The following is a 14586-nucleotide window of genomic DNA, read 5'->3' on the forward strand; positions in this document are numbered from 1 at the left end:
AAGATACACTAATTTTTATTACTAAATATTTTCATTTGTTTTATCCGAAATGTGTCATTGCGACGTTACTAATGATCGTTACCCGATATTCATTAAATATTGCACGTCCTATGCCAACGAATATACAGTTACAACCTCTTTGGAAACCAGGCAAAAAACTAACAGAACAGTCTAATCTCAAAAAGTACATGGACTGGCTTTTCGTTAAAAAAGGGCTCTATTTTCGTGGATATCATGATTTATGGGAATGGTCGGTGACGGATCTTGAAGATTTCTGGGAAAGTCTCTGGCAATATTTTCATATCAAATCTCACGATATTTATCTTGAAGTTTTGCGTAGACCCAAAAAGGGCATGATTGGGACACAATGGTTTAGAAGATCAAGCCTTAATTATGCGGAACATATTTTCAGAAATAAAACTAAGGATCATCCCGCCATACTTTTTCAATCTGAAACACAAGGATTAACAAAAATCTCCTGGGAAGAGCTTGAATTGCAGGTAGCTGCTGTTTCAACATGGCTTCGTCAACGGGGCGTTAAGCCGGGCGACAGGGTTGCCGCCGTTTTACCAAATATTCCTCAGGCCGTTGTTGCATTTTTAGCGACGAACGCGATTGGTGCTGTCTGGTCAAGCTGTTCGCCGGATTTTGGCAGAGCTGGGATTGTGGAACGGTTAGCACAAATTCAACCTAAGGTATTATTCGTGACAGACGGGTATCATTACAATGGAAAAACTGTTGATACCACAGCAACAACGATGGAGCTGGGTTCTGCACTTCCTTCTGTTAAAGATATTGTTATGATTTCCAATATCAATTCTGACTCAAAACCGGAAGGGATAAGGTCGTGGGAGGATATTTTACATTTGCCTAATTTCGGAATCGATTTTGAAGCGGTACCTTTTGAACATCCGATCTGGGTACTCTATTCTTCTGGTACAACAGGCAAACCGAAAGCGATAACGCATAGTGTGGGCGGTTGTTTGCTTGAACATTTGAAAATACTGGCCATTCATCAAAATGTAAAACCTGGCGACCGCTATTTCTGGTACTCTACTACGGGCTGGATGATGTGGAATTTTGCCTTAGGCTCCATGTTATGCGGAGCGACACTGGTGCTTTATGATGGCTCTCCCGCCTTTCCCAATACACAAGTTTTATGGACCTTGGCAGAACGCGCTAAAATCACCCATTTTGGTAGCGGCGCAGCTTATTTCATTAATTGCATGAAAGCCGGAACAAGTGTTCCTTCTGAGAAGCTTTCATATTTGGAAACAATTGGCTCAACAGGTTCTCCACTTCCGCCAGATGTTTATGAATGGATTTATCAGCATGTCAAAAAGGAAATCTGGCTTATTTCATTGAGCGGCGGAACGGATATTTGCAGTGCATTTGTTGGGGGAAATCCAATGGAACCTGTTTATCCGGGAGAAATTCAAAGCCGTGCTTTGGGTGCCAAAGTGGAAGCTTTTGATGAAAACGGGAAGTCGGTTATTGAAGAATTGGGGGAAATGGTAATCACCCAGCCAATGCCTTCCATGCCGATTTATTTTTGGAATGATGAAGACAACGAGCGCTACGAAAGCAGCTATTTTGAAACCTATCCAAACATTTGGCGCCACGGCGACTGGATCAAAATCACATCCAGAGGCTCCGTTATTATTTACGGAAGATCAGACGCAACCTTAAACCGTGACGGAATCCGTATTGGAACTGCCGAGGTTTACAGCGCCGTCGAAAGTCTTCCGGAAATCAAGGACAGTTTGGTGGTTTATCTTGAAAAAGAAAACGGGGGAGGATTTATGCCTTTGTTTGTGGTTTTGGAAGACAATAAAAAACTGACGGAAGCGCTGAAAGAGGAAATAAAAAACGCATTACGAACACAATATAGTCCGCGCCACGTCCCTGATACCATCGAAGCTGTCGCCGCCATTCCTTATACGATCAACGGAAAAAAAATGGAAGCACCGGTTAAGAAAATACTGATGGGAATGGATCCCGCAAAAGCGGTCAGTAAGGACACGATGCGGAATCCGGAGGCTTTGGATGGGTTTGTTTGAAAGTTTATTAAATACCCTTTGATAAAAAAGGAATGGCAGCAAATGTGCTGCCATTCCTAATTGAGTGTTAGTTTGACTTTGACCTCCCCTAGTGGCAAACAGTGTAAAGTACCTTTGCTTTCAGGGCTTGGGTACAAAGTTGTGTCTGATCCTGAAAGGATAATTTTTAAGTCGTCTACATAAAGTTCAACACTATCGGAAAACGAAACTATTCCTTTACTTAATTTTCTGTGATAATTTAAACCAATGAATCTTTGGTTTAAATTATCACTGCTAGGTTGTGTACCTGTAATTACTAAAACAACGTCTTGGTTGAGCGTTCCATCAACATTAATTATAAAACTCCTGGGCTTAAAATCCGGTAGGATATAAAAGGCATCGGCATAGCACGCTTGCGACACGTTGTATTCCCAAATATGCTGTTTTTGGCAAGAGGACAGTGAACCTCCTAGCAAAATCATGAATAAGAATTTTTTTTTCATTTTACATTTGGTTTTCTTCCTGAGCCATCTGTCTTAATTAAAGTGCCTTTAGCATCAGCACCATATAATCTTACACATGGTGTATCGCTTTGAACCATTATTTTCATGGCAGCTTCAGACATACCATCTCTATTTCTTTTACTTATGGATAAATTTTTTGCGATCTCTAAAGCAACTTCATTATTGATTCTATCCATTTCGTGTTGGTTAAAAGATCCTGGCCCTAATTCATGAAGTTTTGCAAAATCATTAGCATAATTTGTATTGTTACCTAAGTCCCATGATAGATAATTAGTGCCAGTCCAAAGTAAATGCTTATATGCATTTGCATTTGTATTATCTGCTTGAGCATCATAAAATCTGGCATTTCCATAATTAACTACTTCATTAGCATTCCTTGCTCCTGACCATATCAAATTAACATGCTCCTTTAGAAACTTTATTTCAGCATCACTGAGCTCATCAAAAAATGGTTTGTAAAAACTATCTCCAGCAAACCCTTCAAATGTATTATAATTAGGCCCCGCCAAATTGTTTGGAGTAATTATAGTAATTGGCGTCAAAGTTGTACCGCATGGCATTGCCTGATTCGCCCCTACCGCAGTTCCAGGAGCAATGTTTGGATTGCATGTCGGCACATAATTTCCTCCACCAGCATTTCCTCCTCCTCCGTTCAGGCTTCCCGTATATGTACTCCCGCCACTAGCCCCACCTGAACCATTAACTGGATCAAATGGTTCAGAGATTAATGTCATGGTAAAACAAACATAAGGGGCACAAATTTCGCACATATCGCAATTGTTCTTGTCTGAACAGGTGCAAGTTGCGTTTGATCTCATATTCATACATTGGGTAAATGTTGTATTGGAACTCACCTTACTGCCAGTTAAATTTTCAGGATTTGCGACCTTAAACGACTGGATCGAGCCGTTTTTATCATATCTGTAAACCTTAATAAATTCTCCCTCCCAATTCCGCACAAGAATATCGCCTGTATAAATATTTTTACCTCCGTAAAGCCATGACGAGTCGGGCATCAATGTTATCCATTCCGTTCTCACAGATTTTTGTTTGTCCTTATACATCATTAAGTAATTTAATTGATTGTATGGAACGTAGGCGCGCGTTTTCGGATTAACAATCAAATTTAAATTTTCAAATTCAAGAGGAACAATAACGGCCTCACCAAAGGATATTGTTTTATAGCCAGCTTTGTCCCATTGGGGAGTTTTATTTTTTAGATTACCCGCTACTGTTCGTTTGTTTTCTTGTCCTGTAATAGCGGAACTGAAATTTTTATAAAAATAGGTTTTTGCTTCTCCTATGGTTACTGACATTGAATCTGGAACTTCACTCAAATCACTTTTTTTTACAACATCATTTTGATCTTCCTGACATCCTGATATTAACAGCATGCCAGACATAAAAATAGCCGGAATTAAACGGCCAACGGAGTTGACAATTTTTTTCATAATTTTGTCTTGGTTTAATTGTGGAAACAGTTGGACTTCTGCAAAGTCACCTGTTACCCGTGGGGACCAACCGAAGGGTGAAGGTGGCTTTGCTTATTGTAAACATAAAGTGTAAAAACCTGCCTGTCAATAGCCAAACAACTTTCTCAACATAGGTTGATTCATGTATCTACATTAGTTGTTTACTAAATTATTGAAATCTTTTCGGGCAAATTCTTTTCGAATGCGAGAAAGGTGCGTGGGTGTAATACCCAGATAGCTGGCGATATGCTGCATCTTAACTCGATTGGCGATATGTCGGTGTGTTTCTATAAACTCTTCGTAACGTTTATAGGCTGCCTGCATGTGAGAACCATAAAGACGTTTTTCTGATATATGCAGATAATTATGAAGAAGATGAAAGGCTGGTTCATAGAGCTCAGGGAATTCTTCCATTAAGGTTTGGTAATCTTCTCTGGTTATTTGATAAAGTATAACTGGTGTACAAGTCTCAATATATTCAGGTGATGGATTACCGCTCAAAAAACTTTCTGTTGAAAAAATCGGACTTCCCTCAGCAGCAAACCAATTTGTCCATTGCATTTCAAGCGACTGATAATAGCAGCGAACAACGCCTTCTTTTATAAAATATAAATTTTGCTGGTATTGACCGGGAGAAAGAATCGTTTCAGATTCTGCTAACTTTTTGACGGTAATTTTGGAAAGAAGTGCTTTACTGGCTGATGGACTAGCAAAATTTTGCAGGTCGTAGTTGAAAAGCTTTAACATCTCGGTATGAGTAGTAAGGGTGGGAATTTTTATTTAGAAGATTTTCATACCGTTGCGTAAAAGTATTTAATTAAAAATGACAAACTGTTACTACAAGTCACCTTTTTTAATCAAATATTGACTATCTCAAATTTATTTTTACTGCTTATAACTACAAAGATGATTGCTCTCAAAATCATAGAAAACTGCTTTGCCATTATATTTAAAACCAGCACAAGGATTTATCCCGGCCATTCGTTAGTGACATGTTTATTAACCCAAATAAAATTTTAACTTTACTTATTAAAAAAGTAATTTATAAATGAGCCAGGAAATTCCGGAAAAGCCCGTCAGCAATTCACAATCTGTCATCCGTTTACCCATTATTATCAGCATTACGCTGGCTGCCGGTATGTTGCTGGGCAGTACCTTTTTTAGCGGTGGCAAAAAGCTGACCGACGTGGCGAAAGGCTATGCCAAATTCCGGGAAGTTTTGCTTTTGGTAGAAAATAATTACGTCGATTCTGTGAATACGGAAGAGCTTGTCGATTATTCGATTTCCAAAATGCTGGAAAAGCTGGATCCTCATACCGCTTATTTCAATACAGAAGAAGCGACAGCGGCAAGATCGCAGCTTGATTCTGGCTTTGACGGTATCGGGGTAGAATTTAACATTTATAACGATACGGTTTATGTTGTAACGCCATTAAGTGGCGGGCCTTCCGAAACTGTTGGTGTCCAAAGTGGCGATAGAATCCTCAAAGTAAATAAAGATGTACTTTCTGCGCCGGGCGTTACCAATGCTCAGGTTTACAAATTACTTCGTGGCAAACGTGGAACCAAAGTAACGCTTACGATTGAACGACTTGGTTTAAAAGATAAATTGAATTTTGAGGTAGTACGTGACCGGATTCCTACCTATTCCGTTGACGCTGCGTATATGGTTGATAAGGAAATTGGCTACATCAAAGTGACCCGTTTTTCGGAAACGACTTTTGATGAATTCAAATCCGCATTAAGTACGCTTAAAGCCGCCGGTCTGAAAAAACTGGTGCTCGACCTTCGCGGAAATCCGGGCGGATATATGGAACGCGCCACAAGTATTGCCGATGAATTTATTTCAGGAGATAAACTATTGGTTTACACTGAGGGAAAAGACAGTCGGTTCGACCGCAAAACGCGTTCGCATGTGGAAGGTGGTTTTGAGCAGGGAGCGTTAGTGGTTTTGGTTGATGAAGGAAGTGCTTCTGCTTCCGAGATTTTAGCAGGTGCCTTACAAGATCATGACCGTGCGCTGGTGGTAGGCCGCCGTTCTTACGGAAAAGGATTAGTGCAAATGCCGATCAAACTTTCGGATGGCGCGGAATTGCGTCTTACAATTTCAAGATATTACACACCAAGTGGGCGCAGTATCCAGAAGCCTTACCAAATGGGCAAAGGAGAAGATTACAACCAGGATCTGACGCACCGCTACGACAGCGGGGAATTCTTTAATGCAGACAGTATCAAATTTGATAAAACAAAAGCCTATAAAACGGATGGCGGAAGGACTGTTTATGGGGGTGGAGGAATTATGCCGGATGTTTTTGTACCGCGCGATACGCTGATGAACAGTAAGTATTTATTTGAGCTTTATGCCAAAAATATTATACGTGAATATGCACTGCGTTATGCCAATGAAAATCAGAAACAGCTTGAAAAACAGACTTTCCCTGAATATTTAAAAACTTTCCAGATTTCTGATGCCATGATTTCCGAGCTTGTAAAAGACGCAACCAGATCCGGAATCAAGTTGAATGAAAAAGAACTGAACCGTTCAAAACCAGTTATTCAATCCCAGACCAAAGCCATTATTGGTCGTTATGTCTGGGGAAGAAAGCATAAAAATGGTTTGAACAACGAGATCTATGAAGTGCTGAATCCAATGGATAATGTGTATCAAAATGCTCTGAAACAGTTTAGTAAAGCTACTGAGCTCGAAAATGGCAATTTCAGCAGTTTGAATACGAAAAAAATTGATAAATAGTTAATTGTTATCCTGAAAGTTCCGGCTGGCAAATACAAAATTTTAGTTAAATAATGTCCCGAATTGCATTAATAACCGGAGCAACATCCGGCATAGGAAAAGCCACAGCAGAAGCATTTGCTGCGGCAGGAATCAATCTGATACTTTGCGGCCGTCGCCAGGATAAACTGGAGAGTGTGGTTGCCGAGTTAGCTCAAAAAGTAAAAATTACAACACTGCTTTTCGATGTAAGAGATAAAAAAGCGGTGTTTGATGCAATTTCTTCATTGCCGGACGATTGGAAAAATATTAATATTTTGATCAACAATGCCGGAAATGCGCATGGTTTAGGATCGCTTGATGAGGGTGATACCGATGATTGGGATGCGATGATTGATGGAAATGTAAAAGGATTGCTTTATGTATCAAAAGCAATTATTCCAACGCTGATCGCAAATAACAAAGGACATATTGTAAATATCAGTTCTGTTGCCGGAAAGCAGACTTACATCAACGGAGTTGTCTATTGCGCGTCAAAAGCAGCTGTTGAAGTTTTGAGTGAAGGAATGCGCCTGGAATTAACTCAGCATGGAATAAAAGTGACGAATGTTGCGCCAGGAGCTGTGGAAACAGAGTTTTCGTTGGTTCGTTTTAAAGGTGATGAAGAACGTGCTGAGAAAGTTTATCAGGGTTTTGATCCCTTGCAGGCAAGTGATATTGCCGATATGATATTGTATGCCGTGAACGCACCGGCACGTGTAACAATCGCTGATGTGACAATTCTTGCAGGCGCTCAATCTGCCGCAACTACGATTTATAGAAAATAAGAAAAGTCAGTTTAAAATTATAATGGGTGTCTTGCCAAAATTTTATTTGGTAAGACACCCATTATTTTTTGTAAAAAAATAAAATAATTTATACTTTTGAAACATCAGATGATATGATGAATAAAGAAAACATAATAAAACGACTTAGTCTCGCTGACGATGTAGCCAGCAGATTGCAGCAAAAGATCCAGGACGGGGATTTTGCAATAGGTGAGAAATTACCAACAGAACCAGAATTAATGACGGTTTTTGGCGTGGGAAGGTCAACGATCAGGGAAGCAGTAAGAAATTTATCAAATGCGGGACTGGTTCGTGTCCAACAGGGTTTGGGCACTTTTGTCGAACAAAAACAAATTGCTTCAGAATCGTTAACGGATAGATTTCTAAGAGCAAAGGGGCAGGAGTTAAACGAAATCCGCCAACTATTTGAAATCAAAATTGCCGAAAAAGCGGCCCTGAACCGTACGGAAAAGGATATTTTAGAAATGAAAAAATATCTGGAAGAACGGAAGGAAATGGCGTTAGCCAACAATCCGGATGCCTGTATCGAAGCCGATATAAGCTTCCACTTATGCATCGCGACAGCATCTCAAAGTGAAATTTTACTTGATCTGTATAAAACAGTAGCACGTAATATGAAAGAGTATTTTTCGGGAATATATGTTGATACAGAGAGTTTTATCAATACGCAGGAATATCACGAAGCTTTGCTCCAAAGTATTATAGATCAAGATCCACAAAAGGCATGGGAGTGGGCGGCAAGAATAACCGGCCAACCTGTTTAGTATCCGTTTTTTAAGAATAATAGTTATGAAAACCGTTGAAGAAAATCCTTCAGAACATTACCAAACTCCTGTTGTAAGTGCTGAACAGGCTGTATTTCCAATTTTATTGGCTTTAAGTTTTTCCCACCTTTTAAATGATACCCTGCAATCGCTCATTCCATCCATTTATCCAATGGTTAAGGATTCGTTTAAATTAAGCTTTTCCCAAATTGGATTAATCACCTTTACTTTTCAATTAAGTGCGTCCGTTTTTCAGCCGTTGGTAGGATTGTATACGGATAAAAAACCGCAGCCCTTTGCTTTGGCAATCGGGATGTGTTTTACCATGCTTGGACTGGTTTCTTTATCGATGGCGCCAAGTTTTGAAATTATTCTTCTTTCAGTAGGACTGATCGGGATTGGTTCGGCTGTATTTCACCCGGAAGCATCACGAATTGCTCGTATGGCGTCGGGAGGCAGGCATGGAATGGCTCAATCGCTTTTTCAGGTTGGGGGAAATGCAGGAAGTTCTTTGGGGCCATTATTGGCGGCTCTGATTATTTTACCTTATGGCCGTCACCAGATCATCTGGTTTTCTCTTGTGGCTTTGATTGCTATTATTATCTTATCGAAAGTGGGCGGCTGGTATAAGAAAAATATGCATTTGAACCGTAAAAAAGCTAGTACTTCAAATGAACCATCGTTAAATCTTTCAAAAGGAAAAGTAGCGTTCTCAATAGGTGTTTTGTTGCTTCTGATTTTTTCAAAATACATTTACATGGCAAGTTTGACAAGCTACTACACTTTTTACCTGATCAATAAATTTGGTATTTCTGTACAAAGCTCTCAAATTCATTTGTTTATATTCTTATTTTCGGTAGCGGCGGGCACATTTATAGGCGGCCCCGTTGGTGATAAAATCGGAAGAAAATATGTGATCTGGATTTCAATTCTGGGCGTTGCACCATTCGCTCTGTTGTTACCGTATTGCAATCTTTTCTGGACAGGCGCACTAACCGTGATTATCGGTTTGGTACTCTCCTCAGCGTTTTCTGCAATTCTCGTGTATGCCCAGGAATTGATTCCCGGAAAAGTCGGAATGGTGGCAGGTTTATTCTTCGGATTTGCATTTGGAATCGCAGGAATCGGTTCGGCACTTTTAGGAAGATTAGCGGATAGTACCAGTATTGAATATGTGTTCTATGTCTGTTCTTTCTTGCCGCTGATTGGATTATTAACCGGATTTTTACCGAACCTTGAACGGAAAAAGGGTTAAACGCAGAGTTAGGTGAGTTAAAGAAAGGAGTTTCACAGAGTTTTTCATTACTCTCTGCGAAACTCCTTTTTTTTACTCCTTTACCTCTGTGTTTAACCATTTATTCTCAGGATCAAATTTGGATCAGGGCAAATTTTCAAAAAGTACTCTCGATTTTCTGAGCTGCTGACACCCGGAAAATCTCCTTTATATGTCTCAATTTCACTAATAACCTGAAAATGAAGATGTGGAGGCCAGTCGCCGTTTACGGGGAAATTACCAATAGATCCGATTTTTTCTCCCGCTTTTACGGGTTTTCCTTCATACAAACGATCCAGTGATTTGAGGGAAAGATGACCGTATAAAGTGTAAAATTCGGTATTCACTAATTCGTGTTTTACAATAATAGTCGGGCCATAATCTCCCTTATTATTATTGAATGCGAAACTATGAATTGTTCCATTTAGTGGTGCATAAATTGGTTCTCCTGCTTCCGCCCAGATATCAACGCCCAAATGAATACTTCGTGGATTTTCCTGATTTGTAAAATGATCACGCTGCCTGTAAATCACCCGGTTTTCATCATAGCCGCCAATGCCAGTGTATTGATTTTTTGAAAGCATTACATCAAAAACATAGGCAGAAAAAACAGAAGTTTCCGTCAGATCCTGCGCAAGAAGATCTTTATTGGATTCTGAAAAGTCAAGTTTCCGAAACGGTTTTTGACTGGAAATAACTTTTTCAAAATGCGAATGCTCACGAAGTATTTCTGCTAATGGTTTCATTTTATATCAAATTTGAAAAAAACAAAGGCAGATCAAATCGCTTATTCGTGATTTAGATCTGCCCTTTTATATTTGAATTTTTACTTAGGATCCAAGGCTATGTCAATTTTCTGCAAAACATCTTTCAAATGATATTTGCTCATTGTATCGGTTTCCAAAGGAATTGCTTTTTTGACATAAGCTTTGAGCGTTTCCAAATGTCCGCGTGCAACGGATGGCAGATCTGTTTTTTCAAGTTCAACTACACGTGAATTTGAAGCATAAAGTGCTCCGGCAGGTATAGAAACCACCGTTGCCTTCCCAGGTTTTAACAAATCAATTAACTTTTCTACATGAATTTTTTGCAGGTTTCTTCGGTAAATATCAATTGCCTGACCGGTTTTTACCTCAGACCAAAGTCCTGTGTCAATGTCTGTAAAAAGATCATCGATGGTATAATATTTGGCTGATACGCCGGTTTCTATCAAGCGGACCGCTCTGTCACCTGCAAGCAGGGAATTAAGCGCATATTCCTGTAAAGATTTAATGGCTTCCACACCCGATTCAGGTTTTATCTTTTTTAATACATTTTGGTCTAACAGCCAGGTTGGTGTTTTAAACAGTTGTGCATTAAGGAAAGTAATAGCCTCTTTCTGAGTGGATTTTGGAACGGTGGTAAATCCTTCTCCCTCCATGTCATAAGTAATAGGCGTATCATAAATTCCTCCAATATTTTTGATTACGTGTCCCAAATACCGGCGATACTGCGCTATAACATTGGCATATAATTCATCCAGTTCTTTGTAGCTTTCACCATCTTCCTTGCTCCAGGAAATCAGATTTGGGACAATTCTTTTTAAATTTTTAATACCATATTCAGAAGCTTTCATTGCATTGTCGCTCAAATCTTCTGTTTGGTATCGCGGATCATATGGACTGTTTTCTGTTCCAAAATGTAAGTTTTGACTTTTATAAGCTTCTTTCGTCCAGGTATTCAAAATTGCCTTTTCTTCTTTTAAATTGGTATTGGGTAAATAACTATATCCCCACTTGATCGCCCATTTGTCATAGTCGCCAATTTTTGGAAAAAGATTTGTAATGCTGTCTTCTGGCTGCGCTACATAATTGAAACGTGCATAATCCATGATTGACGACGTGTGTCCATTTTTTTCCAGCCAGGCTTTGTCACGCAATTTTTCAACGGGTGTGGCAGAACTTGCGCCCATATTATGTCTCAAACCTAACGTATGCCCGATTTCATGTGACGAGACGAAGCGTACCAGCTGCGCCATTAGTTCGTCGTCGAAAGTTTTCTTACGCGCGGCAGGATCGACGGCTGCTGCCTGTATCATATACCAGTTGCGGAGCAAACGCATCACATTATGATACCAGCCGATGTGGCTTTCAATGATTTCGCCACTTCTCGGATCGTGGACATTGGGTCCGTACGCATTTTGGATATCAGCGGCGAAATATCTTATTACCGAAAAACGGGCGTCTTCCAGGCTCATTGTCGTATCTTTTTCCGGCCAGTATTCTCCGCGGATAGCATTTTTCCAGCCAGCTTTTTCAAAAGCGACCTGCCAGTCGTCAACACCTGCCTTTAATGCTTTTCTCCATTTTTCAGGCGTCGCAGGATCGATATAGTAAATGATCGGTTTTTTAGGTTCAATCAATTCTCCATTTTTTTGTCGGGCTGCATCCTCTGCATTTTTCGGTTCCAAGCGCCAGCGAACGGCAAAAATTTCGTTGTCAGATTTCTGGGATTCTTCTTCGAAAACCGCATACTGATTGGCAAAAAAACCAATACGGTTATCAAAGATCCGTTTCCGCATGGGTGTTTTTGGTAGAAGAATCAGTGAAGTATTCAATTCAATGGTCACAACGCCGGCGTCATATCCCGACGGTAAATAAGAACCAACAGTTGGAGCGGGCGTCAAAGTAATGGCTGGCGGAACGACGGTAAAAGTTTTTACCGTGCGAATTTCTGTGTTAATAGGATAAGCGTTCATTTTTTCAATGTATGACGCTTCCTTTTTAAATGAAGTCAGTTTATGAATCTGCTTTACAATCGGACTGAGCGAGAATATCTGATTATCAGCATTAAAAAAATCGGTTACATCAATAACCGAAGACTTTTCGTTGTCACCTTTTTTCAATGCTTTAATATCAAAAATACCAATAATCGGGTCTGAATTAGAATTTTTTACGGCCTGAAAAATAGGTTTAGTACTATCCGGACTTGCCATCACGACTGTCTCGGAGCGTAGTAGAATATTATTATCCTGGCCTTTTTCCCAGCGGAGCATTTGTCTTTTTACTTCTTCCCCGCCAAAAATACCGCCGCCCGCTGCTGCTTTTGAATAGCGGGTTACAGCCATAATATCTCTGTTCAATAAAGTATCCGGTATTTCAAAATACCATTTGTCAGACATTTTGTAAACCGAAATCATGCCTTTCTGACTTTTGGCAGAATCATCGAAAAAATCTTTAAAATCTTTTGGATTTTTTTTCTTTTCGTCTTTTAACTTGTCTTTAACAGCATCAGCAACAGCGTCCACTGCTTTTTCGACTTTTTTATCGTCTTCTTTTTTGTCTTTTTTCTTTTGTGCCTGTGCAAAAGTGACGGTTAACGTTAAGCAAAGGAAAAGGAGGACTTTTGTGAATTTCATGTAGTTTGAGAAAGTATTTTAGGATTGATCTGACAAAAATAGGAATTTGATTGGTATGGCAACAATAGATTCTTTCTGGCAAAATTATTTGCCGGAAAGAGATCCAAGAGCACTGGTATATATTTGAGATGTATAGAATTATAAGTTCAATAATTTTGCCAGAACACCTTCTTTCAATGCGTGACTTGAAACTTGTATCTGCGGAATCTTATGATTTTTCAAAACATAATCAACAAGGCAAACTGCCACAACAATCATATCCACACGTAAGGCGATCATGCCTGGAATTGCCATTCTTTCGTCATGGCTTCCTGAAAGAATCAATGCATAAGCGCGGTAAAATTCTTCGAGAGATAATGGGAAATCTGTCTGATTTTTTGGCGGCCATTCGCCTGTCCGAAACTGATAATCCATATCGATTAGTGTGTCAAAAGTCCCGGAAGAACCGACAAGTTTGATAGGCGCATATTGATGAACTGCGTTGGCGAGCGGAATCAGGTTTTCATCAAAATAATTATATAAACGTTTTTTGTCGCTATCGGAAATAGGATCATTTTTCATGAATTTTTCCATCAAACGCTGACCGCCGATTTCAAAACTTTGTTTCCAAAAGATCTGCTTTTCATTACAAATAATAAACTCCACGCTTCCGCCGCCGATGTCCATGATCATCGAAGGTTCTTTGCCCAATTTTACACCAGTCCGTACACCGTTGTAAATATATTCTGCTTCCTGGTTACCATCAATTACGGTAATGATTATACCGGTTTCTTTCAAAATAATTTCACAAAATTCACCCTGATTGTCGGCATTTCGGATTGCGCTTGTGCCAAACGCAAAAGTGTTTTCCTTTGAAACTTCAAAAATATCAAGCTGTTCACGGAAAGTCCGCAGCACTTTCAGCGCACGTTCCGTTGCTTCGTCTGTGATGCGTTTTTTGTTGATTCCCCCCAAACCAATCTGAGTTGGCTGGCTTTTATGGAAAAGCGTAGTGATATTTTCACCATTTTTTTCAACAATCAGGAGATGAAATGTATTCGTTCCTAAATCAATAATACCCAATCGGGAGCTCATAGGCGATGGTTAATGGGTTAATCCCTTCATTATAATGGGCAAGTTGCAAAAAATCCCTAATTTTTAATGAGTTATTTCTTGATTTTCTGTTTAATAAGTCTTTTCTTTGCAGTCCAATTTCAGAAAACCAGTTCAAAGAACATTATATCTTATAAGCATGCTGATTATTAACATTAAGGACAACGAATCGATCGATCGCGCTTTGAAGCGTTACAAAAAGAAATTTGAAAGAACTGGCACAATGCGTCAGCTTCGTTCTCGTACCGCATTCGAAAAACCATCTGTAAAGCGTCGTTTCGAAGTTTTGCGTGCGGTATACAAAGAAAAAACTTACGGTCACCTGGAAGACTAGTTCTTTTGAATTGTTTTTCTGTTGAAAAGTAGGATGGGAAAATTATATCCCATGCAATAACATTAAGGAAAAGGGTTGTCTTGTATTAGACATCCCTTTTTTGTACGTTAGG

The 14586-nt window shown here is 39.6% G+C and carries 12 protein-coding genes; 6 read left to right on the forward strand and 6 right to left on the reverse strand.

The window, feature by feature from the left end; translation table 11 throughout:
• Window positions 1-110 precede the first annotated feature (110 nt).
• A complete protein-coding gene (locus FZF08_RS10140; protein ID WP_159468531.1) occupies window positions 111-2060 on the forward strand; it encodes an acetoacetate--CoA ligase in 1950 nt (649 codons plus the stop codon).
• A gap of 56 nt (window positions 2061-2116) precedes the next feature.
• Here FZF08_RS10140 and FZF08_RS10145 read toward each other — a convergent pair whose 3' ends face one another.
• From FZF08_RS10145 to FZF08_RS10155, 3 genes are all read right to left on the reverse strand, one after another.
• Complete coding sequence (locus tag FZF08_RS10145) at window positions 2117-2542, reverse strand: hypothetical protein (RefSeq protein ID WP_159468532.1); 426 nt, start codon at window positions 2540-2542, stop codon at window positions 2117-2119.
• The gene (locus FZF08_RS10150) at window positions 2539-4014 is read right to left on the reverse strand and encodes a DUF6973 domain-containing protein (RefSeq protein WP_159468533.1); all 1476 of its coding nucleotides are present in this window, start codon (window positions 4012-4014) and stop codon (window positions 2539-2541) included. Before FZF08_RS10150 ends, FZF08_RS10145 begins: the two co-directional genes overlap by 4 nt.
• Before the next feature lie 174 nt (window positions 4015-4188).
• The gene (locus FZF08_RS10155; RefSeq protein ID WP_159468534.1) at window positions 4189-4782 is read right to left on the reverse strand and encodes a Crp/Fnr family transcriptional regulator; all 594 of its coding nucleotides are present in this window, start codon (window positions 4780-4782) and stop codon (window positions 4189-4191) included.
• Window positions 4783-5083: 301 nt separating this feature from the next.
• Between FZF08_RS10155 and FZF08_RS10160 the strand changes: the two genes are divergently transcribed.
• The 4 genes from FZF08_RS10160 to FZF08_RS10175 all read left to right on the forward strand — a co-directional run bounded on the left by FZF08_RS10160 (window position 5084) and on the right by FZF08_RS10175 (window position 9633).
• Window positions 5084-6787, forward strand: a complete 1704-nt coding sequence (locus FZF08_RS10160; protein ID WP_159468535.1) for a S41 family peptidase — start codon at window positions 5084-5086, stop codon at window positions 6785-6787.
• Between the two features lie 53 nt (window positions 6788-6840).
• Entirely contained in the window at window positions 6841-7593 is a 753-nt protein-coding gene (locus FZF08_RS10165; RefSeq protein ID WP_159468536.1) for an SDR family NAD(P)-dependent oxidoreductase, read from the forward strand.
• Between the two features lie 113 nt (window positions 7594-7706).
• Entirely contained in the window at window positions 7707-8378 is a 672-nt protein-coding gene (locus FZF08_RS10170; protein ID WP_159468537.1) for a FadR/GntR family transcriptional regulator, read from the forward strand.
• A 25-nt stretch (window positions 8379-8403) separates the two neighbouring features.
• The gene (locus FZF08_RS10175; RefSeq protein ID WP_159468538.1) at window positions 8404-9633 is read left to right on the forward strand and encodes an MFS transporter; all 1230 of its coding nucleotides are present in this window, start codon (window positions 8404-8406) and stop codon (window positions 9631-9633) included.
• 92 nt (window positions 9634-9725) lie between these two features.
• On the opposite strand, the gene FZF08_RS10180 is transcribed toward FZF08_RS10175, so the two are convergent.
• The 3 genes from FZF08_RS10180 to FZF08_RS10190 form a co-directional block, all read right to left on the reverse strand.
• A complete protein-coding gene (locus FZF08_RS10180; RefSeq protein WP_159468539.1) occupies window positions 9726-10397 on the reverse strand; it encodes a peptidoglycan DD-metalloendopeptidase family protein in 672 nt (223 codons plus the stop codon).
• A gap of 80 nt (window positions 10398-10477) precedes the next feature.
• A complete protein-coding gene (locus FZF08_RS10185; RefSeq protein WP_159468540.1) occupies window positions 10478-13048 on the reverse strand; it encodes a zinc-dependent metalloprotease in 2571 nt (856 codons plus the stop codon).
• A gap of 138 nt (window positions 13049-13186) precedes the next feature.
• Entirely contained in the window at window positions 13187-14122 is a 936-nt protein-coding gene (locus tag FZF08_RS10190) for a phosphatase (protein ID WP_159468541.1), read from the reverse strand.
• 157 nt (window positions 14123-14279) lie between these two features.
• Between FZF08_RS10190 and rpsU the strand changes: the two genes are divergently transcribed.
• Window positions 14280-14474 (forward strand): 30S ribosomal protein S21, encoded by a 195-nt coding sequence (gene rpsU / locus FZF08_RS10195; RefSeq protein WP_090336895.1) that lies wholly within the window; start codon window positions 14280-14282, stop codon window positions 14472-14474.
• Window positions 14475-14586: the final 112 nt, after the last annotated feature.

It is taken from the genome of Dyadobacter sp. 3J3 (genome assembly GCF_009801115.1).
In the GTDB taxonomy this organism is placed as follows: Bacteria; Bacteroidota; Bacteroidia; order Cytophagales; family Spirosomataceae; genus Dyadobacter.